The organism is Tardiphaga sp. vice154, from assembly GCF_007018645.1.
GTDB lineage: Bacteria > Pseudomonadota > Alphaproteobacteria > Rhizobiales > Xanthobacteraceae > Tardiphaga.
This window is the reverse complement of the sequence record NZ_CP041399.1, coordinates 760007-785237: the sequence shown is the minus strand read 5'-3', so window position 1 is coordinate 785237 and position 25231 is coordinate 760007. Positions and strand designations below refer to the sequence as shown.

Genomic DNA, 25231 nt, shown 5'->3' with positions numbered 1-25231 from the left:
CCGCCGGCCTCAATGCATCCGCGGCGCCTTGAGCATCCGGTTGCGATCGGTCGAGACCAGCTCGACGTCGAACGTGTCGCCGCCACGGTACAGCGTGAGCGGCACGTCGATGCCGGCGGGGCCGAGCGCCCATAGCGCGCGGTAAAACTCCGCCGAATCCGTCACCTCCTCGCCATTGACGGCGAGGATGACGTCGCCGGTCTTCAACTCGGCGCGCGCGGCGGGGCCGCGGGCGGCGAGGCCGACCACGACCACCTTGTCCTCGACCTCGGCGGCATAGAGCCCGAGCCACGGCCGCGCCGGGCGGTTGACCTTGCCGAACTTCCTGAGGTCGTCGAGCACCGGCTTCAACAGATCGATCGGCACCACCATATTGAGGTGCTCGCTCCGGCCGCCGAGGTCGCGCTCGATCTGCAGCGACCCGATGCCGATCAACTCACCCTTGGCATTGATCAGCGCAGCGCCGCCCCAATTCGGGTGTGCGGGATGCGTGAAGATCGCGTCGTCCAGCAGATATTCCCAGTAGCCGGCGAATTCCTGCACCGCGGCGATCTTGCCGGCGACCGAGCGGGTGCGCCCGCCGACGCCGCCGACCACCACGGCATCGCCGATCTTCGCCCTGCCGGAAACGCCGAGCGGCAAGGGGGCAATATCGATCTCGCCGAGCGCCTGCACCAGGCCGAAGCCGCTCTCCGGATCGACGCCAAGCGCATGGCCGGGCACCACGCGGCCGTCGCCGAGATGCACCCAGATCGTCTCGGCCTCGGTGATCAGATAGCCGATGGTGAGGATCAATCCCTTGTCGATCAGCACGCCGTTACCGGCGCGCTCGGTGCCGAGCGTCTGCGCGGTGAAGGCGTCTTCCGGGACGATGCAGTGCAGCCCGACCACCGCCTCGAGCGTGGCCTCCAGATCGAACGCAAATTCGTCCGCGCGCGGCTGCACGGCGGCCGGCACCTTCCATTCGGTCAGGGATGGCATGCAGGGTCTCCTTCTGATCGCGGCGTGGACGTGCATATAAGATGCGATGGCAGCCTTGGAAGTCCAGCCCCGGCCGGATTTCCGCCGGGCCGCGCGCACCGCGATGGCCGGCCCGGCCTACACGCCGAGATAGACCTGACGGATATACTCGTCACCGGCGAGTTCGGCGGACTTGCCCTCGCGGATGGTACGGCCGTGTTCCAGCACATAGACCCGGTCGGCGATGCGCAGCGTCGAGGTGGCGTCCTGCTCGACGATCAGGATGGCGGTGCCGTCGCGACGGATCTGCTGGATCGAATCGAAGATCAGCCCCTTCAGCTTGGGTGCGATACCGACCGAGGGTTCGTCGAGCAGCAGCAGTTCGGGACGGCCCATCAAAGCGCGGCCGATCGCCACCATCTGCTGCTCGCCGCCGGACAGGGTGCTGGATTGCTGCCACTGCCGTTCACGCAGCACCGGAAACAGCGTGAAAACACGCTCCAGATCAGCGTTGATTTCGGCCTTGTTGCTGCGCAAATAGGCGCCGAGTTGCAGGTTCTTCAGCACCGACAATTCGGAAAACAGTTTCCGTCCCTCGGGGCAATGGCAGATACCGCGCGCCACGACATTGTAGGGCTCGACGTCATGCAGCGACTGGCCCTTGAACGCCAGCGTGCCGGAGGAAGCGATCGAGCGCGAGATCGCCTTCAGCAGCGTGGTCTTGCCGGCGCCGTTGGGGCCGAGCACACCGACCAGCTCGCCCTTCTCGACCCGGATCGAGACCGACTCGATCGCCAGCGCCTTGCCGTAACTGACCTTGAGATCGGCGACTTCAAGCAGAGGCATGTTCGTCCTCCGTCTTGCCGATATAGGCCTCGATCACCTTTGGATTTTTCACGATCTCGTCGGGCGGCCCGACCGCGATGATCTCGCCGAAATTCATCGCGATGACGCGCGACACCAAGGCCATGAACTCGCGCAGCTTGTGTTCGATCAGGAGGATGGTGAGGTTTTCCTCGCGGTGCAGCCGGCGGATCAGTTGCGCCAGCTGCTCGATCTCGCTGCTGCCGAGGCCGGCGAAGGGCTCGTCGAGCAGCAGGAGGTCCGGCCTCGTCGCCAGCGCGCGGGCGATTTCGAGCCGCCGCAGGTCGCCGTAAGGCAGCGTTTCCACCGGCTCCTTGTCGCGACCGCCGAGGCCGACCTGACCGAGCAGATAGCTCGCGCGGGCCTCCTTATCCTTGTCCTGATGCGCGCGTGGCGACATGCAGGCCACCAGCACGTTCTCCAGCAGGTTCATGCCGAGGAACGGGCGCGTGAGCTGGAAAGTCCGCGCCATGCCGCGATTGACCACCTTGTACGGCGCCAGCTCCCGCACCAACTCGCCGTTGAAGTGGATGGCGCCGGAGGTCGGCGGCATGAAGCCGGTGAGGATATTGAACAAGGTGGTCTTGCCGGCGCCGTTAGGCCCGAGAATGCCGGTGAATTCGCCTTTCTGCAGCGTGAAGCTCACGTTCTTGACGGCGGTCAGACCACCGAAGCGTTTTGTGACGCCATCGACCTCGAGCAGCACGGTCATCGCAGCCGCTCCGTCACCCGGCGCCACAGCGGCGCGATCAGCCCGTTGGGCAGGAAGAACAGGATCAGCATCAGCGTAAGGGTGTATATCCACAGCCGGTACTCGCCGAAACCGCGCAGCATTTCGGTAAGCAGCGTCAGCAAGATCGCCGCGACGGCGGCGCCGTAGATCGAGCCGATGCCGCCGACATAGACCATGATGATCACGGTGATGGAGACGACCACCGAGAACAAAGGCGGCGAGACCTGCAGCTGATAGTGCGCGTAGAGCGCGCCGCCGAGGCCGGCGAAACCGGCCGAGATCATCAGGGATGCTATTTTGTAGAAGGTGACGTTGATGCCGGCGGCCTGACAGGTCGCCTCATCGCCGCGAATGGCCCGCAGCAGCAGGCCCCAATGCGACTGCGCCAGCAGCGTGAGAACGATCACGGTGACCACCAGCACGCCGAGCACGAACCAGTAGTAGTGCAGCGGGTTCTTGATCAACGGGTCGAGGCCGTACAGCCCCTCCTCGCCGCCGGTATATTCCCAGAAGATCAGGCACAGCCGCTGCAGGATGGCCGAGGCCGACAACATCGCCAGCGCGAAATACGGGCCGCGCAGCCGCAGCGTGGGAAAGCCGACCAGCAGGCTGAAGGCCACCGCGATCACCACCGCCAGCGGCAGGCTGAGCCACGGATTGGTGAACCAGATGGTGGCGAGAAAACCCGCGGTATAGGCCCCGGCGCCGATGAACAGCGAGTGGCCGAAATTCTCCCGGCCGGTGAGGCCGGACATGAAGTCCCAGCTCGAGGCCCAGATGCCGTAGACGGCGCAGACCGTCAGCACGCCGGTGAGATAGTTGCTGGATACCAGCATCGGTGCCACCGCGAGGATGGCGACAAGCGCGATGCCGCCGGCGATATCGATCGGAGCGATGCTGCGCATATCAGAACGCCGCCCGTCGGCCGAGGATGCCGGAGGGCCGGATCATCAGGGTGACCACCACGGCGACCAGCGAGACCAGTTCGGTCCATGAGGTGGAGATCATGTAGGCGACGATGGTCTCGGAATAGCCGAGGATCAGGGAGGCGATGATGCTGCCCGGGATCGAGCCGAGCCCGCCGACGATGACGATGGCGAAGGCCTTGACCATCGGCAGCAAGCCCATGGTGGGCTGCACCGTCAGGAACGGCGACACCAGCACGCCGGCCAGCGCGGCGGTGCCGGCCGAAATCGCCATGACGATCGAGAAGATGCGGTTGGTCGGAATGCCCATGTACTGCGCGGCTTCCGGATCCTGCGACACCGCAAGAATGGCTGCGCCCAGCCGGGTGCGCTGGATGAACAGCCACAGCAGCAGCAGCACCAGCACGCCGGCGACCAGCGCCAGCAGACGCTGCCCGCCGATATCGACGCCGCCGATCGACAGCTTGTCGGCGACGAAGGACGGCACATTGCGGTATTCCGAGCCGAAGGTGATGAACAGCGCCTGCTCCACGGCCAGCGACACCGCCAGCGTGATCATCAGCACCGCCAGTTGCGAGGCGCGCAGCGGGCGCACCAAAAAACGCTCCATCAGCACGCCGAAGCCGGCAACCAGCAGCACGGCGATGGGGGCGGCGAGAAACAAGGGCACGCCCAGCAACGAGGTCAGCACGTAGGCGGCGTAGGCGCCGAGCGCATAAAACGAACCATGGGCCAGGTTGAGGATGCGGGCGACGCCGAAGATGAGGGTGAATCCCACGGCTAGCATTGCGTAGATCGCGCTGGAGACCGCGCCGTAAATCAGAATTTGAAGCATGAGGTCCCGCTGTTGGTGCCAGGAAGGGGGAGGCCGAACGTTACGGTTCGGCCTCCTGACTCGACGACAGCTAGTTGCTCATCCAGGGCGGCGAGATCATCGGGCCGGTGGCGGCTTCCTTCGGCCACACCACGACGCGTTCGCCGTTCTTCTGCCACTGCACGAACAGCAGGTTCTGCATGCCCGGCCCGGTTTTCACGTCGTGCAATTCATCGAACACGAGCTTGCCGGCGATGCCGACATGATCGGTCTTCTCCAGTTCCTTGATGACCGCGTCGGGCTCGATCGAATTGGCGCGCTTCACCGCATCGGCATAAATGTAGACCGCGTCATAGGCGCCGATCCCGGTATAGACCGGGGCGGTGCCGAAGCGCTTCACGAACTCGTCCCAGAACGGGATCGTCTTCGGCGTCAGTGGCGCGCGGATCGCGAACATGCCGACGGTTTCCGCATTGGCCTTGCCGCTGACGCGGGTGAAGAAATCGGCGTCCTGGCTCTTGACGTCGATGCCGCCGATCGGGATCGGCACCTGCGCGTCATGCCACTGCTTGACGAAAATGTCCGACGAGGCATGCGACAGCACGACGATGAGATATTGCGCGCCCGAGTCCTTGACCTTGGCGAACAGCGGCGAGAAGTCCGACGTCGAGGTATCGAAGAATTCCGCCAGCTTCACCTCGGTGCCGCCATCGGTGGCGCCCTTCTTCAGGATCGGGACCAGGTCCTGAACCCATTTGGCATTCTCGCCGACGATGGCGATCTTGGTCATCTTCAACTCGCCCTTCAGCTTGCCGTTGATGAAGTCGACCAGCGCGCGGGCCTGGTGCGCAGCGTTAATGGGAAATGCGCGGAAAATGTACTTGTAGTTGTCGTAGTCGGATTTCACCTTGGCGGTGATGGCCGGCGAGGCGGCTCCCACGCCGATATAGATCGTCTTGGCGCTCGAGATGTGCGGCAACTGGGCGAGGGTAACGCCGCTGGTGTAACCGCCGATCAGCACATTGACCTTCTCGTCGGCGGTGAGCTTCTTGATCGCGGCGATACCCTGTTCGGGGTTCTCGGTTTCGTCGGCAACGACGATCTCGAGTTTGCGTCCGAGCACGCCGCCCTTGGCGTTGATCTCCTCGGCGGCCAGTTTGGCGGCGTTCTGGGTATCGCGACCGACCTGCAGCTGCACCGAGGTGGGCACGCCGATCTTGATGGTCTGCTGCGCGGTGGCGGGATTGGTGATGGCAAGGGCGCCGGCAACGATCAGACTCGCAGCCGAAAGCGGCCTCATAAATGAGCTCATGACGTCTCTCCCTGATGCATCCGGATCGTTGTCCGATGCGTTCTTGGTCACGCCAGACTGCCTAGTTCCGTGATACCAAGTCAAGGAGGTTTGAAAGAGCGAACTACACTTCGCTGCAGAGGGCGCTGCAGCATGCGAATGGTGCGGGCATTGCTGCGACGCGGCCGGACGAGGCTACTGGCCGCCGCGCCCGTTGTTGCCGATCGACGCTGCAATCAACTCTGCGCAGCGGCTCAAATCGAAGTCCGGCGCAAGCAGATCGTCGAGACTAAGAGGGCATTCAGACGGCAACGTGAGCGCCGGCAGAGCGACCTGCTCCTGCGTCCAGGCATAAAAGTCGGCATCATACGCGCTGGCTTGCGCCGTCGCGTGCTCGAGAACAGATTTGAAGATGTCCTCCCTACGGATCCAGCTCAGTATCCCAGTACAGGTAGTCGACCCAGCTATCGTGCAGGTAGTTCGGCGGGAACAGCCGGCCGTTGCGGTGCAACTGGTGCACGGTGGGGGAGAACGCGGTCTGCCGCGGGAACATGCGAGCCTGCTGGGTCGTCATATCGGCCTTGCGCAGGTTGCAGGGCGAGCAGGCCGCGACGACGTTTTCCCAGGTGGTCTGGCCGCCCTTCGAGCGCGGGATGATGTGATCGAAGGTGAGGTCGTCATGTGCGCCGCAATACTGGCAGGTGAAGCGGTCGCGCAGGAATACGTTGAACCGGGTGAAAGCGGGGTGCGTTGTCGGCTTGACGAAGGATTTCAGCGACACCACGCTGGGCAGCTGGATCTCGAAAGACGGGCTGTGCACCAAGTGATCGTAGTGCTCGACGATATTGACGCGGTCGAGGAACACCGCCTTGATCGCATCCTGCCACGACCACAGTGACAGTGGATAATAGCTCAGCGGCCGGAAGTCCGCGTTGAGGACCAGGACCGGCCAACCACCCTGCGAGACGTGTGCGTTCAAGTAACGCTCCTGACCCCACCCGACGCTGCGACGCAGCCAACACTGTCATACTACAGGCAGCGTGACGGCGTTGTGAAGGGTGTTGAACGGGATATCCCGGAAGGTGGCAGGACCCCGGATGGTCGCCTTGCCCTCGGACCGTACCGGGCCACTCCCGGTCTGCACTTGCGTCGTATTCGCAGTCCTTGCAGCGGCGCGGATTCCCCGACGGCGCGTTGACCGGCGCCGCTCAGACAGCGTGGTCGCTGACCGACGCGATCGCCCGTTCCGCAGCCGCATCGAACTGCGCCTCCAGCCAGGGCGACACGCCACGACCCTGCGCAACCACCTCCCGTGCCCACTGCACGTAATCGAGACGTCGCTGAACCGACCAGTCGGGCGCAGGGCTAGCGCTTATCGTGCGCAAGTTGCTGGTCTTGTCGGCGAGCTTTATCATCTTGGCCTCGCGGCTCTTGTGGCTGGTGGACGCGACCTGCCGAAGCTTGCGTTCAGCCTTCGGCAGGCTCTTGTCGTCGGTCACCTCCATGACGATGCCGGCGATCCTGGCGCCGAACTGCTGCGCAACCTGCTCCTCGGTCACGCCGACATCTTCCACCGCGTCGTGCAGGAGGGCGGCAATGACCAGATCCGGCTCTCGCCCGCCGGTCGCCTCGGCGACCAGGCTGGCGACTTCCAGCAGATGGTTGAGGTAGGGCTCCTGCGCGGCCCCCTTGCGGCGCTGATCGACGTGCCAGCGTGCGGCGGCGTCAGCGGCTTTCATAACGCGTACGAGATCGTTCATTCAAACTCCCTTGGACAAACGCCGTCGGCCAGCAACGGAACGTTGCTGTTGTCAGGCTTTGCGATGTGATGATGCCGGCACTATACGAAGCGCACGATAGCGATGCAATGGCGTGACTACGCAAACGGCAATGAAATGCCTGAAACGCCAAGTCTCACCAGGGAATGGATTGGCCGAACCGATCGAGAAACCCGCCGGAATCGTCGGGTTGCAGCCCGTCGATCGCAGCCAGCAGGCAAGCGGCAGCGTCTGCCGGGGTTTGCACGTCGAGCCCGGTTTTCGAGAATGGTCCGGTGAGCGCGGTCGCGACGGTGCCTGGATGCAGCGCGACGCAGATCGCTTGCGGCCTGCGTCGCTTCAATTCGACCGACGCCGTTTTGACGAGCTGGTTGAGCGCGGCCTTGGCGGCGCGGTAGGCGTACCAGCCGCCAAGCTCGTTGTCGCCGATGCTGCCGACCTTGGCCGACAGCGTGGCAAACACCGCCCGGCCGTCAGCGGCGAGCAGCGGCAAAAAATGCTTCATCAGCAGCGCCGGGCCGATCGCATTCACCGCAAAGGATTTCTGCATGTGATCGGGATCGATCTCACGCCAGCTCTTTTCGGGCTGGAAGTCGTCGTCATGCAGGAAGCCGGTGGCGTCGAACACCAGACGCAGCTTGCCGCCGCGCGCTGCAACCGCCGCAGCGGCCTGTGCGATGCCCGGCTCCGACGTGATATCGAGCGCCGGCGTACCCGAGCGGCTGAAGCGGACAACCTCGGCAAAATGGCCGCTGCTCTCCAGCAGTTCTGCGAGGGCGCCGCCGATCCCGCCGGAGGCACCGATCAAGACTGCAATGCCGCCTGCGGGGAATGAGTTCACGTTGCTGCTTCCATTCTTGTCGCCCGGATGACAATCCGGGGTCGGCTCATTTACCAGCGTCTCCCCCCGGATTGCGTCGATGCGCGCGGCGGGCCGACTTCATCCGGGCTACTGATTACACGCCTTCGCGCTTCTTGATCGCGTGATAATAGCTCCACCACAGATGCGCCGCCGCACCCCGCAGCGGGCGCCAGGGCTCGGCGAGCGGGGCCATCTGCTTTTCGGTCGGGCGTGCCGCAAGACCAAGGCCGACCTTGATGGCTTCCTGCAAGGCGACGTCGCCGGCCGGCCAGGCGTCGCCATGGCCGAGGCAGAACAGCAGATAGACGTCCGCGGTCCACGGGCCGATGCCGTGCAGCCGGGTCAGCGTCGCATGCGCGGCGTCGGCGTCTTCTTCCGCCAGTACGTCGAGATTGAGCCGTCCGGCGACCAGTTCGCGCGCGATGCCCTTCAGCGTCCGGATCTTCGCCGCCGAGAGACCAAGGCGGCCGAGCCGGTCGGTGCGCGCGCGGCGCACGGCGTCGTGGTGAAACGGCACAAACGCGCCGGTCAGCCGGCCCCAGATCGCCGAGGCCGAGGCCACCGAGAGCTGCTGGCCGCAGACGATCTGCGCCAATCCTTCGAAGCCGGGGGCGCGGCGCCGCAACGTCGGCGGGCCGGCAATCTCCAGCACCGGCGCAAGGCGGGGGTCGAGCCTGACCAGCGCCGCCACGGCGTCGTCGAGATCGGCCTGGCTGTTGAGGTGCACGGTCATCGCGATCTAGGATCATCACGTCCCGGACAAGAGTTCAATGCCACCCGTTTTCAGATTTGCGCCGAGCCCCAACGGCTACCTGCATCTCGGCCACGCCTATTCGGCGCTGCTAAATGCCGAACTGGCGCGGCAATCCGGCGGCCGCCTGCTGCTGCGGATCGAGGATATCGACCGCGCGCGCTGCAAACCGGCGTTCGAGGCGGCGATCTATGAGGACCTCGCCTGGCTCGGCATCGAGTGGGAGACCCCGGTGCGGCGGCAGTCGGAGCATTTTGAGCAATACCGGGCGGCCACCGACCGGCTGAACGCGCAGGGCCTGCTGTATCCCAGCTTCGAGAGCCGGGCCGAAATCGCCAGGCTGGTCGCGGCCGAACAGATCAGGGGCAAGTGGCCGCACGATCCGGACGGCGTGCCGCTGTATCCCGGCATTGCCAGATCGCTGACGCCTTCGGCGGTCGCCGAATTGCGCCGGGCGGGTGCTCCGACCGCGCTGCGGCTCGACATGGCGGAAGCCAGCCGCCGCGCCGGCGCGCTGCAATGGACGGAGTTCGGCGCCGGCCCGTCCGGCGAGAGCGGCGCGGTGGCGGCGCGGCCGGAGGCGTGGGGCGATGTCATCCTGGCCCGCAAGGAAATACCGACCAGCTATCATCTCTCGGTGGTGATCGACGACGCCCTGCAGGGCGTCACCGACGTGGTCCGTGGCCAGGACCTGTTCTGGTCGACCAGCGTTCACCGGCTATTGCAGACGTTGCTCGGGCTGGAGCCGCCGACCTACCGGCACCACCCGCTGCTGCGCGATGAGGGAGGCGGCAAGCTGGCGAAGTCGACCGGCGCCACCGCGCTGCGCGAGCTGCGCGCCCGGGGGGCAGGCCCGGCCGACATCCGGCGAATGATCGGCCTGCCAGCCGCCTGACTCGCTGCAAGCTTTCCGGGGGACGCACGGGGTCGACTACGTGACTCTTGAAGTCCCGCCATGCATGGTGATCGGGGATTGGGTGGAAGATACATGGCGCCAGTAAAGCGCCCGCCGCAGCCGCTGCGGAAGCGCACCAAACGAGTTGTGAAAACGCGCGTCGCCAAGACGGCGGCGGCGAAGTCGTTCGCCAAGCGCGGCGCGGTGCGTTCCGGGTCGATGGTCGAGGCCGCGCTTGCCGCCTTCGCCCACGAGGTTCGCACCCCCCTCACCGGCATCCTCGCGGTCAGCGACCTGCTCGCTACCTCGGATCTCGGCGAACGCGAGCGGCGCTGGGTCGACACCATCAAGGCCGGCGCCGAGCATCTGGCCGGGCTGGCGACGCTGTTCGTCGATGCTGCGCGCAGCAGCAATTCGCGGCTCGAGGTGCGCCAGGACTTCTTCGACCTGCGCTCCCTGGCGCGTAATTCCGGCGACTCGCTGGCCGGCCGCGCCGCCGCCCGCGGCCTGCAGTCCACCGTCACCATTTCCGAAAAATTGCCGGTCTTCGTGATCGGCGACCCGGTGCGGCTGCGCGCCGCGCTGGAGAACCTGATCGACAACGCCGTCAAATTCACCGATCGCGGCAGCGTCACGCTCAAGGTCGCGCCGGTGCGAGTGGCCGGCCGGGTCGGCGTCTCGTTCAAAATTGCCGACAGCGGCATCGGCCTGTCGCTGGCCGAGATCAAGAAACTGTTCCGGCCGTTCTCGCAAGCCAATGTCACCATCGCCTCGCGGTTCGGCGGCGCCGGGCTCGGCCTGTCCTCGGTGAAACAACTGGCGCGCGCGATGGGCGGCGACATCGTGGTGGCGCAGCGGCCGGGCGGCGGCACGATCTTTACCCTGACCGTGACGCTGGCCAAAGCGAGCGGCCCGGTCAGCGCGGCGTCGGACACCGACGATGACGACCCGTTCGGGCCGCGCGAGACGCTGCGCGTGCTCAGCGTCGAGGACAATCCGTTCGGCCGCGTCGTCCTGAACACGATCCTCACCGAGCTGGGCCATCAGGCCGAATTCATCGGTCGCGGCGAGGCCGCCGCCGAACGGGTGGCGCAGGGCGCGTTCGATGCGGTGCTGATGGACATGGTGCTGCCGGGCATCAACGGCGTCGAGGCGATCAGCCAGATCCGCGCGCTGGACACCCCGCAGGGCCGCGTCGCCATCATCGGGGTGTCCGGCCGCGGCGACGACGAGGCGGCCTCGCTGGCCGCCGGCGCCGATGCATTCCTGACTAAACCTGTGTCTCCACGGGGGCTAGCGACTGCGCTGCTTGAAGCGAGACGCCGCGCGGTAGCCGTGACTTGATGATGGCGGCGTTGAGTTCGCCGCCATAGACGAAGATCGCGGCGATGAAATACAGGAACACCAGCGCAATGATCACCGAGGCCAGACCCGCATACATCGTGACGTAATTGTTGGCGAAGCGCGCCAGATACAGGCCGAAACCGATTCCCGATACGAGCGACGCCAGCATCGTGAACACGATGCCGGGCAGGATCTGCATGAAACTGCGCCTTCCTGCCGGCAACCAGGCATGCAGCATGAACAGCACCACGATCATCGCCGTGATGGTAATTCCGTAGCGCGCGATGTTGAGCGGCGTCTCATTACTGGCCACCACCAACGGCACATAAAGCCGCACGATCTCCAGGATCAGCGGCCCGAGCACGATCAGAAACGCCATCGCCAGTGCGGTGACCGCGGCGAGCAGCGTGTAGCCGATCGATTCCAGCCGCAGCCAATACCAGCGCCGCGGCTCGATGACGGCATAAGCGCGGTTCAGCGCTACCCGCAAACTCTCGATGCCGTTGGAGGCGAAATAGACCGCCAGCACCAGGCCGATGGTCAAGGCGTCGCCGCGGGTGGTGGTCAGCACGTCATGGATCTGGCTGGACAGCGTGCTGGCGACCTGCTCCGGCCAGACCTGCAGCAACAGCCCGGCGGCCTGGTCGGCAAGGTCCTCGGAACCGAAGAATCCCGCCAGCGAGGCCAGCACGATCAGAAACGGAAACAGCGCCATCAGCGACGACAGCGCGATATGGCTGGCGATCGCCCAGCCATCATCGGCGAGAAACGTATAAAAGGCGTCCAGCCCGACATCGTAGACGTAGCGAATCTGCCTCACATATCACCTGGTTCGGGCGGCAGGGGCGCGCTGCCAGCATGACGCTAGTATTTGATAATTACGGATAAAACGCCAGATCGTTGCACTGCGGCGGGGATTTTCCGGGCGCTGGCGAAGCGCGGCTGGTGGTGATATGGAGCTGATATGACATCCTTCCTGAGCCAATTCCTGCTGCCTATCGCGGCCGGCGCGGTGGCCGTGGTGCTGCTGCTCGGCCTGTTCAACATGATGCGCGGCGGTTCGCCGAACCGCTCGCAGAAATTGATGCGCTGGCGCGTGGCGCTGCAGTTCGTCGCCATCGTGCTGACCATGGCCACGGTGTGGGCGATGGGAAGATAAAGCGAGATTTCGTAGTGTGGGCAAAGGCGCACTTGCGCCGTGCCCACCATCCCAGCGGCGAGCGCAACGGTGGGCACGCTGCGCTTTGCCCACCCTACAGCCTGCATTCCGGAATTCATTCATGGTCGTTCTCAACAAGATCTACACCCGCACCGGCGATGACGGCACCACGGCGCTGGGCTCCGGCGAACGGCGGCCGAAATATGATCTGCGGATCGAGGCCTACGGTACCGTGGATGAGACCAATGCCGCGCTGGGCGTGGTCCGGCTGCATCTGGCGGCGGCGCCCGCGCTGGACGCCATGCTGATGGCGATCCAGAATGATCTGTTCGACCTTGGGGCCGACCTCGCGGTGCCGCAGCGCGACGGCCGCGCCGAGCGGCTTCGAGTGCTGGCTAGCCAGGTCGACCGGCTGGAGCGCGATATCGACGCTTTGAACGAGTCCCTGACCGAGCTGACCTCTTTCGTGCTGCCGGGCGGCACGCCGGCTTCGGCGCATCTGCATGTCGCCCGCACGATCTGTCGCCGCGCCGAGCGGCTCATGGTGGAACTCGCCGCCCGGCCGAACGAGCCGGTGTCTGATGCCGCGATCCAGTACATGAACCGGCTGTCGGACTTCCTGTTTGTCGCCAGTCGGTCGCAGAACGACAACGGGGCCGGCGACGTGCTGTGGGTACCCGGCAAAAATCGATAAACTGCCGGCAAAAGCGGGCAGCTCCCACCCGCCCTTTTCGGTTTTCGCGCGTTGACCCCGGTTGGCCGGCGCTTTAGGTTCCGCGGCCAAGCTTCAAGTGCTGCGTCAAACGAAGAAACTCACACGAAAGAGGATCGATGAAGATTCTGGTGCCGGTCAAGCGAGTGGTCGATTACAACGTCAAGGTTCGCGTCAAGTCCGACGGAACCGGGGTTGAACTCGCCAACGTCAAGATGTCGATGAATCCGTTCGACGAAATCGCCGTCGAGGAAGCCCTGCGCCTGAAAGAGGCCGGCAAGGCGACCGAAGTGGTGGTCGTGTCCATCGGGCCCGCGCAGGCCTCGGAAACCATCCGCACCGGCCTCGCGATGGGAGCCGACCGCGGCATCCTGGTCAAGGTCGACGGACCCGTCGAGCCGCTGGCCGTCGCCAAGATCCTCAAGGCCGTCGTCGCGGAAGAACAGCCCGGCCTGGTCATTCTCGGCAAGCAGGCGATCGATGACGACTCCAACCAGACCGGCCAGATGTTGGCCGCCTTGCTCGGCTGGTCGCAGGCGACGTTCGCATCCAAGCTCGAAGTCGAAGGTTCGGATTTCCTGGTGACGCGCGAAGTCGACGGCGGCTCGCAGATCGTCAAGCTGAAGGGTCCGACGATCGTTACCACCGATCTGCGTCTCAACGAGCCGCGCTACGCCAGCCTGCCCAACATCATGAAGGCCAAGAAGAAGCCGATCGCCGACAAGACCGCCGAGGAATACGGCGTCGATGTCACGCCGCATCTTGAGATCATCAAGACCACGGAACCCGGGACCCGCAAGGCCGGCGTCAAGGTCAAGGACGTCGCCGAGCTGGTATCCAAACTGAAGACCGAAGCGGGGGTGATCTGATGACCACACTTCTCATTGCCGAACACGAACACGACATCCTCAAGGACTCCACCAACAAGGCGTTGACAGCCGCGACCGCGCTCGGCGCGGAAGTCCACGTGCTCGTCGCCGGTGGCGGCGAAGGCACCAAGGCCGCGGCCGAGAAGGCTGCGAAGCTGGCCGGCGTGACCAAGGTGCTGATCGCCGACGACGCTCTCTATGCGCATGACCTGGCCGAGCCGCTGGCCGCGCTGATCGTGTCGCTGGCTCCGGCCTACGACGCCTTCGTGGCGCCTGCCACCTCACGCTTCAAGAATGTGATGCCGCGCGTCGCCGCCCTGCTCGACGTGATGCAGGTGTCGGAAATCACCAAGGTGATTGCACCCGACACCTATGAGCGCCCGATCTATGCCGGCAACGCGATCCAGACCGTGAAGTCGAAGGACGCCAAGAAGGTCATCACCGTGCGTACTTCGACCTTTGCCGCAGCCGCCGGTGAAGGTGGCAGCGCGTCGATCGAATCCGCCACCGCGGCGGCCGATCCGGCGCTGTCGACCTTCGTCGGCGAGGAAGTCGCTAAGAGCGACCGTCCGGAACTGACCTCGGCGAAGATCATCGTCTCCGGTGGCCGCGCCATGCAGAGCCGCGAGAACTTCACCCAGTACATCGAGCCCCTGGCCGACAAGCTCGGCGCCGGCGTCGGCGCCTCGCGTGCCGCGGTGGATGCCGGCTACGCGCCGAACGACTGGCAGGTTGGCCAGACCGGCAAGGTGGTAGCGCCGGAACTGTACATCGCGATCGGGATTTCCGGCGCGATCCAGCATCTCGCCGGCATGAAGGATTCCAAGGTGATCGTCGCGATCAACAAGGATGAAGACGCGCCGATCTTCCAGGTCGCCGATTACGGCCTGGTCGCGGACCTCTACCAGGCAGTACCGGAACTGACCGCAGCGCTCGGCAAGTAACCGCGCTAAGGTCGATGAGAAACGCCGGCCGGGATCAGAGGACTTCGGCCGGTGTTTGTGCAATAACAGGGGGCGGTCGCGGTGACGCAGCCGGCCACCCGATCAGATGACAAGATGGCGGTTATGATCAAGAAAGTCGGCGTGATCGGCTCGGGCCAGATGGGCAACGGCATCGCACATGTCGCGGCCCTGGGCGGCTTTGACGTGGTGCTCAACGACGTCTCGGCCGAGCGGCTGAAGTCGGCGATGGCGACCATCAACGGCAATCTGTCGCGGCAGGTCGCCAAGAAGATCATCACCGAGGACGCCCGCAAGTCGGCGCTCGACAGGATCGTATCATCGGATGCGATGGACGGTCTGTCGGATTGCGACCTCGTGATCGAGACAGCGGTCGAGAAAGAAGAGATCAAGCGCAAGATTTTTCACGATCTCTGCGCCGTGCTGAAGCCGGAAGCGATCGTGGCCTCCAACACCTCGTCGATCTCGATCACCCGGCTGGCGGCGTCCACCGACCGCCCGGAAAAATTCATCGGCATTCACTTCATGAACCCGGTGCCCTTGATGGAGCTGGTCGAACTGATCCGCGGCATCGCCACCGACGACGCGACGTTCGACGCCTCCAAGGAATTCGTCAGCAAGCTCGGCAAGCAGATCGCCGTCTCCGAGGATTTCCCGGCCTTCATCGTCAACCGCATCCTGCTGCCGATGATCAATGAGGCGATCTACACGCTGTATGAAGGCGTCGGCAACGTCGAGGCGATCGACGCCGCGATGAAGCTCGGCGCGCACCACCCGATGGGCCCGCTCGAACTGGCCGACTTCATCGGCCTGGATACCTGCCTGTCGATCATGCAGGTGCTGCATGAGGGCCTGGCCGATTCCAAGTACCGCCCCTGCCCGCTGCTGGTGAAATATGTCGAAGCCGGCTGGCTCGGCCGCAAGACGCAGCGCGGCTTCTACGACTACCGCGGCGACAAGCCGGTCCCGACGCGGTAATCCGTAGCCCGGATGAAGTCGTCGCGCGCGCAGCGCGTGGCGACGCAATCCGGGGCAGCGAGCGCGCAGACCCCCATCACTTGACGTACTGCGCCTCGCCCATCCCGAACGACCAATTCTCCGGCAGCACCTCGACGAGATTGATGAACACGTCCTCGGGCCGCAGCCCGGGATCGGCAGCAAGTAACTCGACGATGCGCCGGTATAGCGCCCGCTTCTTCTCGCGCGTCCGGGTGTTGCTCACCGTGAGCTGGATGATGACGAAGTCGTCGCTGCGGTCGATGCCGAGATAGAAACGGTCGAAGATGAAATCCTCGCCGTCATGCTCCGTGATCGTGACAAAGCGGTCGCGGTCCGGCACGTCGAACGTATCGCGCAGCGCCTGATAGACCGCTTCGGCAATCGCCTGGCGATAGGCGGACGGCTTGCCCCGCAGCAGTGAAATACGAACCAGCGGCATGGTGGTCTCCTGTGATCAATTCCGATGCCGCAAACCTAGCCCCACATTGATCATTGGAAAACGATATGAAATGATATTTCAATGATACCAGATTTAAATGGTGGCCGATGAAGACGCTGGATGTCGAAGCCGTGCAGGCCTTTGTGCTGGTGGCCGATCTCGCCAGTTTCACCCGAGCGGCCGAGGCGATGGGCAGCACCCAGTCGGCCGTTAGCCTGAAGATCAAGCGGCTGGAAAGCGGGCTCGGCAAGCGGTTGTTGGAACGCACGCCTCGGCTGGTGCGGTTGTCATCGGAGGGGACCGCGTTCCTGGCGTCTGCCCGCCATCTGGTCGCCGCGCACCAGGCGGCGCTCGGCGCGTTTGCGGTCGAGCGCCGCCGCCTGGTGGTCGGGATCAGCCATCATCTGGTCGGCGCCGATCTGGCGCAGGTGCTGACGCGCATGAACGCGACCGATCCCGCGCTGGTCATGGAGCTGCATATCGAGACGTCGCGCCTGATGCTGGAGGCGTATGACAGCGGCACCCTGGACGCCGCGATCGTGCTGCGCCACGATTCCCGCCGCGGCGACGGCGAGCTGTTGCTGACCGAGGAATTCGGCTGGATGGCCTCGCCCGACTTTCGTCATCAGCCCGGCGAGCCGTTGCGGCTGGCCACCCAGGCCGAGCCCTGCAACGTGCGCGCGATGGCGATCGGTGCCCTCGATGCCGCAGGTGTCGCGTGGGAGGAAGTGTTCGTCGGGGGCGGGGTCGCGACCATCGGCGCGGCGATCTCGGCGGGCCTCGCGCTTGCCGCGCTGGTTCGCCGGGTGGCACCAGCAGGCAGCGTCGATGTCGGTCCACGGCTCGGCCTGCCGAAATTGCCTGATGGCGAGGTGATGCTGCATTCCAGCCTCACCGACGCCCGGGCGCGCGGCGCGCTGCGTACGCTGGGCGCCGCCTTTCGGTCCCATGCACGCTGAGGCGGCGACGATACGATCGCTCGGCACTGAGGTGTACGGCAATCCGGAATGGCACGGCTGCGCTGGCGATCCCGGCGCCTCGTGCCTAGATACCGTAGAACGGCAAGCCGCCCAGGAGCCACCCATGACCGTGCTTTCGATCCTCGACCTCGTCCGCGTCACCCAGGGAACCGACGCGCGCGGGGCGCTCGACAATGCGCGCGACCTCGCCGCGCATGCCGAGCAATGGGGCTACCAGCGGTTCTGGGTCGCCGAACACCACAACATGGCCGGCATCGCCAGCGCTGCCACCTCGCTGGTGGTCAGTCACATCGCGGCCGGCACCAAGACCATCCGCGTCGGCGCCGGCGGCATCATGCTGCCCAACCATGCGCCGATCGTCATTGCCGAACAGTTCGGCACGCTGGCGCGGCTGTATCCGGGCCGCATCGACCTCGGGCTCGGGCGCGCCCCCGGCACCGACCAGATCACCATGCGCGCGCTGCGCCGGACGATGACGAATTCCGACAATTTCCCGCAGGACGTGATGGAGCTGCAGGCCTATTTCGCCCCTGTCGGGCCGAACCAGAACATCCAGGCGGTCCCCGCCGCCGGCACCGACGTGCCGCTGTGGATCCTGGGCTCCTCGACCTATGGCGCGCAGCTCGCCGCCGCGCTCGGCCTGCCCTACGCCTTTGCCTCGCATTTCGCGCCGGAGGCCTTGATGCAGGCGCTGCAGATCTACCGCGAGCGCTTTGAGGCGTCCGAGCAGTCGGCGAAGTCACATGCCATGGTCGGCGTCAACATCATCGCCGCCGATACCGACAAGGAAGCGAACCGCCTGTGGACCACGCAGCAGATGTCGTTCACCAACATGGCGCGCGGCACCCGCGGCCTCAGCCAGCCGCCGATCGACGATATCGAAACCTACTGGTCGCCCACCGAGAAGATGCAGGCGATGCGGATGCTGTCGCTGTCCATCGTGGGATCGAAAGAGACCGTGCGCGCCGGCATCGCGGCCCTGGTCGCCAAAACCGGCGCGGATGAATTGATGATCGTGTCGGACGTCTACGACCACCAGGCGCGGCTGCATTCCTACGAGCTGATTGCGCAAGCCAACGCGCAACTCGCCGACGCGCCGGTCAGCGCGGTCGCCTAAAGCTCAGATCGCCGACGCGACGGCGTTGAGGCCGATCAGGCGGGCCAGCGATCGCACTTCGCGCTTCTGGTCCTCGCGCAGCTGAACCAGCAACGGCATCGCGGCCGACTTCAACTGCTGGACCTCGGCGCTGGCGGGATCGAGCGGCGCGCTGCCACCGGGATTGGCGAGACGCGCCGCGTGAATCTTCCGCGCGACGGCGCGCAGCGCGTCTTCCACGGCGGGCCAGTTCTGCTGCTGTGCGGCGGTGAGGTTGAGCCGGCCCTTGATGGCGGCGATCTGCGCGTCGCTGAGCAGCGAATAGTTTTTGTGGCCGGACGGCGCGGCCAGTTTCGGCCTGGCGGGCTGCTGCGAGGGGATCACGATCGGCGCCAGTACAGTATTGCCCGGGCCGGCCAGCGGACTATCCGACGCGAAGGCCTGGCGCAGCGAATCCTCGGCCAGCGCGAAGGGGGCCGTGACCAGCCGGTCCTTCTTGTTTTCGCGATTGGCCACCGGGCCGCGCGTCACCGCCACTGAACTGACGGCGGCCGGGTCCGGCGATGGCGCGCTGTCGCGGCCAAGGATCGCCGCCACGGCGGCGCCGACCACGATCACACCGACCAGCGCCAGAATGAGCAGCGTTCGCGTCAAGCCACTCCTCCGTTATCGACGAACCGCCTTTATCGCCGTGAGATGTGCCGGCGAATTGCGGCTGAACCATGCCGCGGCGGTATCGCGATACGTCAGGCGGCGACGAGACTATAGGCTTCCTGGATGTCAGAGACGATATCGGAAGCCTCCCACAGCGCTTCCGGTTCGACTCGCTCGATGCAGATGGTCCAGTTCGCGCCTTTCGAGCTGCGCGGGCTGGAAACGACGTCGAAAGCGACATCGCGGCACAGCGGATGGCGTTCGAATGCAAAGGCGACCCGCGCCTTGATCTCCTCGATTGACGCCGGTGTCTTCGCAGAAAAAACAGCGAGGTCCATGACAGCTCCCCGAGCCAGGCCGCGATATGCGGCCGATCCTGGGCTATTGATGGAACCAACATGGTTAACAGATGGTAAATTCCGCAGCCCGCTGCATTACGGCCCCGGACAAGCCGCCCACGACCGGGATGGCGTAGCGGCTGCTACCCCAGCAACTGGTCGAGCCGCTCGCGCAGCTGCTCCTGATGATATGGCTTGGCCAGCCGCGGCAGATCAAGCTGTGCCCCTTCGGGCAAATCGGCATAGCCGGTGGCCAGCAGGATCGGCAGCGACGGCCGCAGCTCGCGGGTCGCGGCCGCCAATTCGATGCCGGTCATGCCCGGCATCACATGGTCGGTCATCATCAGGTCAAGCGGCTCGCCGCTGTTGAGGATGTCCAGCGCGTGGCGGCCGGAATTGGCGCCGATGACGCGGTGGCCGAGGTCTTCCAGCATTTCCGTCGTCGACATCGCAATCAGCGGGTCGTCGTCGACGAACAGGATCACCGCCGACCGCGCGGCCTGGCGCGTGACCTCGGCGGGACCGACGGTTTCCAGCGCCTTGGTGGTCACCGGCAGGATCAGCGTCGCGGTGGTGCCGCAGCCGACCACACTGGACAATTCCAGCGTACCGCCGAGTTGCACGGCCAAGCCATGCACCATCGAGAGCCCGAGCCCGGTGCCCTTGCCGACCGGCTTGGTCGAAAAGAACGGTTCGATCGCCTTCGTCAGCGTCTCCGGCGACATGCCGCCGCCATTGTCGATCACCGAAACCTTGAGATAGTCGCCGGGGTTGAGGGCCGCGTCACCCTTGCCGGCGCTGTATTCAGACACCCGGATATCGATCGAGCCCCCGTCCTGCATCGCGTCGCGGGCGTTGATCGCCAGGTTGAGGATGGCCAGCTCGAGCTGGTTGGCATCGATCCGCGCCGGCGGCAGGCCATCGGGAATGTCGAGCCGCAGCGCCACGCGCGGCCCGAGCGAACGCTCCAACAGATCGATCATGCCCCGGATCAGGCCGCCGAGATCCACGGCGACGGCCTTGAGGTCCTGCTGGCGCGCGAAGGCGAGCAGCCGCTGCGTCAGCGAGGCGCCGCGTTCGGCGCCCTGCAGCGCGCCGTCGATCAGCCGATGCAGGCGCGGATCGTCGGGAATCCGCTTGCGCAGCAATTCAAGATTGCCCATCACGGCCATCAGCAAATTGTTGAAATCATGCGCGACACCGCCGGTGAGCTGACCGATGGTTTCCATCTTCTGCGCCTGGCGCAGCTGCTCCTGTGCACGCTCGCGGGCGGCGACCTCCTTCATCAGGTCGGCGGTGCGCTCCTCGACACGCTGCTCGAGCGTCGCCGTGAGCTCCGCCAGCGCCGAACGCTCGGACGTCAACTGGTCCAGCAGCGTATCGCGCTCGATATCGGAGGTCTTTCGCGCGGTAATATCGACGCAAACGCCGACCAGCGACCGCGCTTGGCCATCGGGATGACGGACAATGCGAGCGCGCGTCTCGACCCAGTGCACCGAACCATCGGGCCAGACATTGCGGTACTCGACATTGTAGTCGGCGCCGTGCCGCAAGGCGGCGTCGAGCTCGACCTGGCGACGCTCGCGGTCATCGGGATGAATGGAAGCCTGCAGATCGTCGAACGTGAAAGGCTCGGTCGGGCCGCGCCCGAAGAAGGACTTGCAGGTATCCGACAGCTCCAGCTCCATGCCCGGCAGATGCAATTCCAGCGCACCGAGGCGCCCGGCATTGAGCGCGGTCTGCAACAGCCCCTCGCTCTCGCTCAGGTTCTCGAGAATGGCGCGGGTCTGATACTGCCGGCGCCGGCCGCGCACGGCGGAGCCGATCACCGAGATCAGCGTCGTCGGGTGAAAAGGCCGCTCGATGAAGGTGACGTTGCCGAGCAGATGCCCGAGCCGTGCGGCGTCTGGATTTCGCTCCGGCCCGCCGCCCTGATGTGTCAGCAGCACGATCGGAAAATCCGACCATGACGGCTGTTCGTGCAGCCATTTGCCCAAACCGCGCAAATCGGCTGTCTTGATGGCTTCGTCGGCGATCACCGCGCAGCCGGCGCCGCCTTCGATCTCGTGCAGCAGTGTCGCGAAATCCGGACAGGCCTGTGCGTAATAGCCGGCCTCCCGGATCAGTGCTTCAGCCACAACGGCATCGCGCCCCTTTGGCGCGAGAATTACTGCACGCTCGGAGGACAGACCGGGTTTCACGTGGCCTGCTCCTCCAGCAATGCGGCGCCGCTATAGATCGGCACGCCACGCAGCACGCCCTGGAATTCGGTCAATGGCGCGCCGATGGTCAGTCCGCGATGATCGATCCGGTATTCGCGGATCGTGTCCTCATGGCTACCGGTGCGCTTCTTGATCACCGAGACGGCGCGCCGCACGCTGCCAGTGGCTTCAAAGTAGCGCAGCAGGATTACCGTGTCGGCAAGATAAGTGACATCGATCGGCGCCTTCATGTCGCCCACCAGCCCGTGCTGTGCCACCGTCATGAAGGTCGCCGCACCGCGTCGGTTCAGATACTGCAGCAGCTCGTGCATGTGCAGGATCAGCGAATTTTCCTCCGGCATCGCCGCCTGGTAGCCGTTGAGGCTGTCGATCACCACGGTCTTGATATCGTGCTCGTCGATCTGCCGGCGCACCCGATGGGCGAATTCGCCGGGCGACAATTCGGCGGCGTCGACCTGTTCGACGACCAGATGCCCGGACTTCTGCATCGCGGCGAGATCAATGTTCATCTTCTTCATGCGATCGAACAGCAGTCCCAGCTCCTCGTCGAATACGAACAGCGCAGCCTTCTCGCCGCGTCGGATCGCGGCGACGACATTGGTGATGGCGACAAGCGACTTACCGGTGCCGGCAGGCCCCAGCACCAGCGTGCTCGACCCGGTCTCGATGCCGCCGCCCAGCAGCTTGTCCAATTCGGCAATGCCGGATGACTTTGTCGAGCGCGCCAGCTGGCTGCGATATTCCGAGGCCACCAGGCGCGGAAACACGTTGAGGCCGCCCCTGGTGATGGTGAGGTCGTGATAGCCGCCGCGAAACTTGACGCCGCGATATTTGATGACGCGGGCGCGGCGGCGCTCGGCGCCGTAGGCCGGCGCCAGTTCTTCAAGCCTCAGCACCCCGTGCGCGACGCTGTGCACGGTCTTGTCGGCGACCTCGGCAGTGAGATCATCAAGCAGCATGACCGTGGTGCCGAACCTGGCGAAGTAATGCTTGATGGCAAGGATCTGTCGGCGGTACCGCAACGAGCTCTGCGCCAGCAGCCGGATTTCCGACAGGCTGTCGAGCACGACGCGCATGGGCTGCACGCGCTCAACGGCCTCGAAGATCTGCTTGGTGGTTTCGCCAAGTTCGAGGTCGGAAGAGTACAGCAGGCTTTGCTGCTGATCGGAATCCAGCAGGCTTTCCGGCGGCAGCAGTTCGAACACCTCGATGCCGTCACCGAGCGTCCAGCCGTGCGACGCCGCACCATCGCGCAGTTCGGCTTCGGTTTCCGACAGGGTGATGTAGAGCCCCTTTTCGCCCCGGCGTGCGCCCTCCTGCAGGAACTGCAGCGCGACGGTCGTCTTGCCGGTGCCGGGCGCGCCTTCGACAAGGAAGACATGACCGCGCGAAAAACCGCCCGAGAGAATATTATCCAGACCCCATATTCCGGTCTGGGCTCTGTCGGATAATGCTGGCATCGAACTCATACGGCCCCCTAACGGCCAATAACCTCCATGCAATCAGACGGTTCCATCGTCGACTGGATTTTTCGCATGTCTGGAAGCGTACCCAAGCCTATCGCTTTTCGATCACCAGGCTCTGCACCGCGCGGCCAAAATAGCCGTTGACGTCGGCAAGTTTCGAAGCCGCCAGACCGGTGCCGTCCGGACCGATCCAGCTTTCGGAATCCAGCAGGATCCAGTCACCGACCGGCGGTCGCGCCAGGCTGACGGTGAGGTCGGCATTGAGGAAGGTCCAGTGCTCGAACGGCAGCACCGCCGAAGAGCCGTTGCTGAAATCCGCGGCGACCACGGCGCGCATCACCTGCGAGGTGGCGGCGCCTTCGATCAGGGACCGGTCGAGCCGGTACCAGATCGCCCCCGGACCCGATGCCATCAATCCACCGCCGCGCACCACGCAGGTTGACAGGCCGCTCATGAAGGCATTGCCGGGCCGGCGGTTCAACGGCAGGCCGCTATCCGGCCCCGGCAGCGCAAGCGGCGGATCGGTGATCTCCGGCGGCAGCGGCTGCGGCTCGCTGCGCATCTTCAACACGCTGGCGCGCGCGACAATCACGTTATTGGCAAGCAGGGTGATACCGCAGAGCTGGATTTTCCGTCCCTCGCGCAGCACCTCGGTCTGATAGGTCAGCGGCGCCACCGGCACCGGCCGCAACAGATCGATGGTCACGCGCACCACCTGCATCGGCGATGCCGTCGGCATCTGCTCGGCCAGATAGGTCACCAGCGCCGATGGCGCGGAGCCGTGCTGCATGGTCGCATTCCAGGGACCGGCGGCATGCGGTGTGGTGAGGACGTGGTGGCCGTCGAGCTGGTAAATGAAGTCCATCGGAACGGGGAGCTTTCTTACTTCCTTCTCCCCTCGCGCGAAGCGAAGCTTCGCTAGGTGGGAGAAGGTGGCGCGGGCGAAGTCCGCGACGGATGAGGGGGAGCGACAGGCTCGGAGTCTGTGGCACCCCCTCACCCGTCTTCGCTTCGCGAAGCCACCCTCTCCCACCTAGCGAAGCTTCGCTTCGCGCGGGGGAGAGGGAAGGAAGAGCGGCGCGTTAAACTACAGCGCCGGATCGATCGCTTCGTCGTATTCCTTCTTCAATCGCGCGACCAGTTCGGCAACCGGTACCACCTTGGCTACGCTGCCGATGCCCTGGCCGCTGCCCCAGATTTCCTTCCAGGCCTTCGGCTTGGCGCGCTCGCCCGACGCATCGGTGCCGAAGTTCATCTTGGTCGGATCGGACTCCGGCAGGTTGTCGGGGTCCATGCCGGCGGCGACGATCGAGGGTTTCAGATAGTTGCCGTGCACGCCGGTGAACAGGTTGGAGTAGACGATGTCTTCGGCCGTCGAGGTGGTGATCATGTCCTTGTAGCCCTGCACCGCGTTGGCTTCGGTGGTGGCGATGAAGGCCGAGCCGATATAGGCGAAGTCGGCGCCGAGCACGCGCGCGGCGCGGATCGCGCGGCCGTTGGCAATGGCGCCGGACAATGCGATCGGGCCATCGAACCACTGCCGGGTCTCGGCGACGAAAGCGAGCGGCGAGATTTCGCCGGCATGGCCGCCCGCGCCGGCGCAGACCAGCACCAGGCCGTCCGCGCCCTTCTCGATCGCCTTGTGCGCGAACTTCTGGTTGATCACGTCGTGAAACACGATGCCGCCCCAGCCATGCGCCGCCTGGTTCAACTCCTCGCGGGCCCCCAGCGAGGTGATCATCATCGGCACCTTGTGCTTCTCGCACAGCGCCATGTCCTGCTCGAGCCGGTTGTTCGACTTGTGGACGATCTGGTTGACGGCAAAAGGCGCCGAGAGACGGTCGGGATGCGCCCGGTCGTGGGCGGCGAGTTCTTCCTTGATCTGCGACAGCCATTCGTCGAGCAGCGCCGCGGGACGTGCGTTCAGCGCGGGAAACGATCCGACGATGCCGGCCTTGCACTGCGCGATCACAAGCTCGGGCCCCGAGATGATGAACAGGGGCGAACCGATCACCGGAATCGTCAGGCGGTTCTTGAACAAAGCAGGCATCGACATGGGAATTCCTCGGTTGCTTTTCTTGGCGGGATCGCGGGCACGGCGTCTTTGCGCCGGCCGT

The 25231-nt window shown here is 65.1% G+C and carries 27 protein-coding genes; 9 read left to right on the top strand and 18 right to left on the bottom strand.

Annotation, left to right across the window (positions count from 1 at the left end):
- Positions 1-9: 9 nt before the first annotated feature.
- From FIU28_RS03705 to FIU28_RS03660, 10 genes are all read right to left on the bottom strand, one after another.
- A complete protein-coding gene (locus FIU28_RS03705) occupies positions 10-981 on the bottom strand; it encodes a S1C family serine protease (protein ID WP_143571744.1) in 972 nt (323 codons plus the stop codon).
- A gap of 117 nt (positions 982-1098) precedes the next feature.
- On the bottom strand, positions 1099-1806 hold the full coding sequence (locus FIU28_RS03700) for an ABC transporter ATP-binding protein (protein WP_143571743.1): 708 nt from the start codon (positions 1804-1806) through the stop codon (positions 1099-1101).
- The gene (locus tag FIU28_RS03695) at positions 1793-2536 is read right to left on the bottom strand and encodes an ABC transporter ATP-binding protein (protein WP_143571742.1); all 744 of its coding nucleotides are present in this window, start codon (positions 2534-2536) and stop codon (positions 1793-1795) included. Before FIU28_RS03695 ends, FIU28_RS03700 begins: the two co-directional genes overlap by 14 nt.
- Positions 2533-3462 (bottom strand): branched-chain amino acid ABC transporter permease, encoded by a 930-nt coding sequence (locus FIU28_RS03690; RefSeq protein WP_143571741.1) that lies wholly within the window; start codon positions 3460-3462, stop codon positions 2533-2535. The genes FIU28_RS03695 and FIU28_RS03690 overlap by 4 nt, the downstream gene beginning before the upstream one ends.
- 1 nt (position 3463) lies before the next feature.
- Entirely contained in the window at positions 3464-4318 is an 855-nt protein-coding gene (locus FIU28_RS03685) for a branched-chain amino acid ABC transporter permease (RefSeq protein ID WP_143571740.1), read from the bottom strand.
- Positions 4319-4388: 70 nt separating this feature from the next.
- A complete protein-coding gene (locus FIU28_RS03680) occupies positions 4389-5609 on the bottom strand; it encodes an ABC transporter substrate-binding protein (RefSeq protein ID WP_143571739.1) in 1221 nt (406 codons plus the stop codon).
- Between the two features lie 400 nt (positions 5610-6009).
- On the bottom strand, positions 6010-6567 hold the full coding sequence (locus FIU28_RS03675; RefSeq protein WP_143571738.1) for an HNH endonuclease: 558 nt from the start codon (positions 6565-6567) through the stop codon (positions 6010-6012).
- Between the two features lie 229 nt (positions 6568-6796).
- Positions 6797-7348, bottom strand: coding sequence for an HD domain-containing protein (locus FIU28_RS03670; protein WP_143571737.1), 552 nt, complete (start codon positions 7346-7348; stop codon positions 6797-6799).
- A 154-nt stretch (positions 7349-7502) separates the two neighbouring features.
- Complete coding sequence (locus FIU28_RS03665) at positions 7503-8207, bottom strand: SDR family NAD(P)-dependent oxidoreductase (protein ID WP_143571736.1); 705 nt, start codon at positions 8205-8207, stop codon at positions 7503-7505.
- A 115-nt stretch (positions 8208-8322) separates the two neighbouring features.
- Positions 8323-8961 (bottom strand): DNA-3-methyladenine glycosylase family protein, encoded by a 639-nt coding sequence (locus tag FIU28_RS03660; RefSeq protein WP_143571735.1) that lies wholly within the window; start codon positions 8959-8961, stop codon positions 8323-8325.
- A 37-nt stretch (positions 8962-8998) separates the two neighbouring features.
- Between FIU28_RS03660 and gluQRS the strand changes: the two genes are divergently transcribed.
- Positions 8999-9874 (top strand): tRNA glutamyl-Q(34) synthetase GluQRS, encoded by an 876-nt coding sequence (gluQRS, locus tag FIU28_RS03655; RefSeq protein WP_143571734.1) that lies wholly within the window; start codon positions 8999-9001, stop codon positions 9872-9874.
- Between the two features lie 93 nt (positions 9875-9967).
- Positions 9968-11218, top strand: a complete 1251-nt coding sequence (locus FIU28_RS03650) for an ATP-binding protein (RefSeq protein WP_143571733.1) — start codon at positions 9968-9970, stop codon at positions 11216-11218.
- Here the strand turns inward: FIU28_RS03650 and FIU28_RS03645 are convergent.
- A complete protein-coding gene (locus tag FIU28_RS03645; protein ID WP_143571732.1) occupies positions 11145-12038 on the bottom strand; it encodes a YihY/virulence factor BrkB family protein in 894 nt (297 codons plus the stop codon). The genes FIU28_RS03650 and FIU28_RS03645 overlap by 74 nt on opposite strands.
- A gap of 144 nt (positions 12039-12182) precedes the next feature.
- Here FIU28_RS03645 and FIU28_RS03640 point away from each other — a divergent pair, with 144 nt between their 5' ends.
- The 5 genes from FIU28_RS03640 (at position 12183) to FIU28_RS03620 (ending at position 15898) form a co-directional block, all read left to right on the top strand.
- Positions 12183-12377, top strand: coding sequence for a twin transmembrane helix small protein (locus tag FIU28_RS03640; RefSeq protein ID WP_143571731.1), 195 nt, complete (start codon positions 12183-12185; stop codon positions 12375-12377).
- A 121-nt stretch (positions 12378-12498) separates the two neighbouring features.
- Positions 12499-13071: a cob(I)yrinic acid a,c-diamide adenosyltransferase gene (locus tag FIU28_RS03635; RefSeq protein WP_143571730.1), complete on the top strand. Its 573-nt coding sequence runs from the start codon at positions 12499-12501 to the stop codon at positions 13069-13071.
- A gap of 137 nt (positions 13072-13208) precedes the next feature.
- On the top strand, positions 13209-13958 hold the full coding sequence (locus FIU28_RS03630; protein ID WP_143571729.1) for an electron transfer flavoprotein subunit beta/FixA family protein: 750 nt from the start codon (positions 13209-13211) through the stop codon (positions 13956-13958).
- Positions 13958-14902, top strand: a complete 945-nt coding sequence (locus tag FIU28_RS03625) for an electron transfer flavoprotein subunit alpha/FixB family protein (protein WP_143571728.1) — start codon at positions 13958-13960, stop codon at positions 14900-14902. Before FIU28_RS03630 ends, FIU28_RS03625 begins: the two co-directional genes overlap by 1 nt.
- Positions 14903-15016: 114 nt before the next feature.
- Complete coding sequence (locus tag FIU28_RS03620) at positions 15017-15898, top strand: 3-hydroxybutyryl-CoA dehydrogenase (RefSeq protein ID WP_143571727.1); 882 nt, start codon at positions 15017-15019, stop codon at positions 15896-15898.
- 76 nt (positions 15899-15974) lie between these two features.
- Here FIU28_RS03620 and FIU28_RS03615 read toward each other — a convergent pair whose 3' ends face one another.
- Positions 15975-16358 carry a tautomerase family protein gene (locus FIU28_RS03615; RefSeq protein WP_143571726.1) on the bottom strand — a complete coding sequence of 128 codons (384 nt, stop codon included), beginning with the start codon at positions 16356-16358 and terminating at the stop codon, positions 15975-15977.
- A gap of 107 nt (positions 16359-16465) precedes the next feature.
- On the opposite strand from FIU28_RS03615, the gene FIU28_RS03610 reads away from it, so the two are divergent.
- Positions 16466-17317, top strand: a complete 852-nt coding sequence (locus FIU28_RS03610; RefSeq protein WP_143571725.1) for a LysR family transcriptional regulator — start codon at positions 16466-16468, stop codon at positions 17315-17317.
- 124 nt (positions 17318-17441) lie between these two features.
- On the top strand, positions 17442-18455 hold the full coding sequence (locus tag FIU28_RS03605; protein WP_143571724.1) for an LLM class flavin-dependent oxidoreductase: 1014 nt from the start codon (positions 17442-17444) through the stop codon (positions 18453-18455).
- Positions 18456-18458: 3 nt separating this feature from the next.
- On the opposite strand, the gene FIU28_RS03600 is transcribed toward FIU28_RS03605, so the two are convergent.
- From FIU28_RS03600 to FIU28_RS03575, 6 genes are all read right to left on the bottom strand, one after another.
- Complete coding sequence (locus FIU28_RS03600; RefSeq protein ID WP_143571723.1) at positions 18459-19088, bottom strand: hypothetical protein; 630 nt, start codon at positions 19086-19088, stop codon at positions 18459-18461.
- 92 nt (positions 19089-19180) lie between these two features.
- Positions 19181-19426, bottom strand: coding sequence for a hypothetical protein (locus tag FIU28_RS03595; protein ID WP_143571722.1), 246 nt, complete (start codon positions 19424-19426; stop codon positions 19181-19183).
- Between the two features lie 143 nt (positions 19427-19569).
- Positions 19570-21564 carry a hybrid sensor histidine kinase/response regulator gene (locus tag FIU28_RS03590; protein WP_246660852.1) on the bottom strand — a complete coding sequence of 665 codons (1995 nt, stop codon included), beginning with the start codon at positions 21562-21564 and terminating at the stop codon, positions 19570-19572.
- A 59-nt stretch (positions 21565-21623) separates the two neighbouring features.
- Entirely contained in the window at positions 21624-23117 is a 1494-nt protein-coding gene (locus FIU28_RS03585) for an ATPase domain-containing protein (protein WP_143571720.1), read from the bottom strand.
- A gap of 88 nt (positions 23118-23205) precedes the next feature.
- On the bottom strand, positions 23206-23979 hold the full coding sequence (locus FIU28_RS03580; RefSeq protein WP_143571719.1) for a thioesterase family protein: 774 nt from the start codon (positions 23977-23979) through the stop codon (positions 23206-23208).
- 222 nt (positions 23980-24201) lie between these two features.
- Positions 24202-25170: an NAD(P)H-dependent flavin oxidoreductase gene (locus FIU28_RS03575; protein WP_143571718.1), complete on the bottom strand. Its 969-nt coding sequence runs from the start codon at positions 25168-25170 to the stop codon at positions 24202-24204.
- Between the last annotated feature and the right edge of the window lie 61 nt (positions 25171-25231).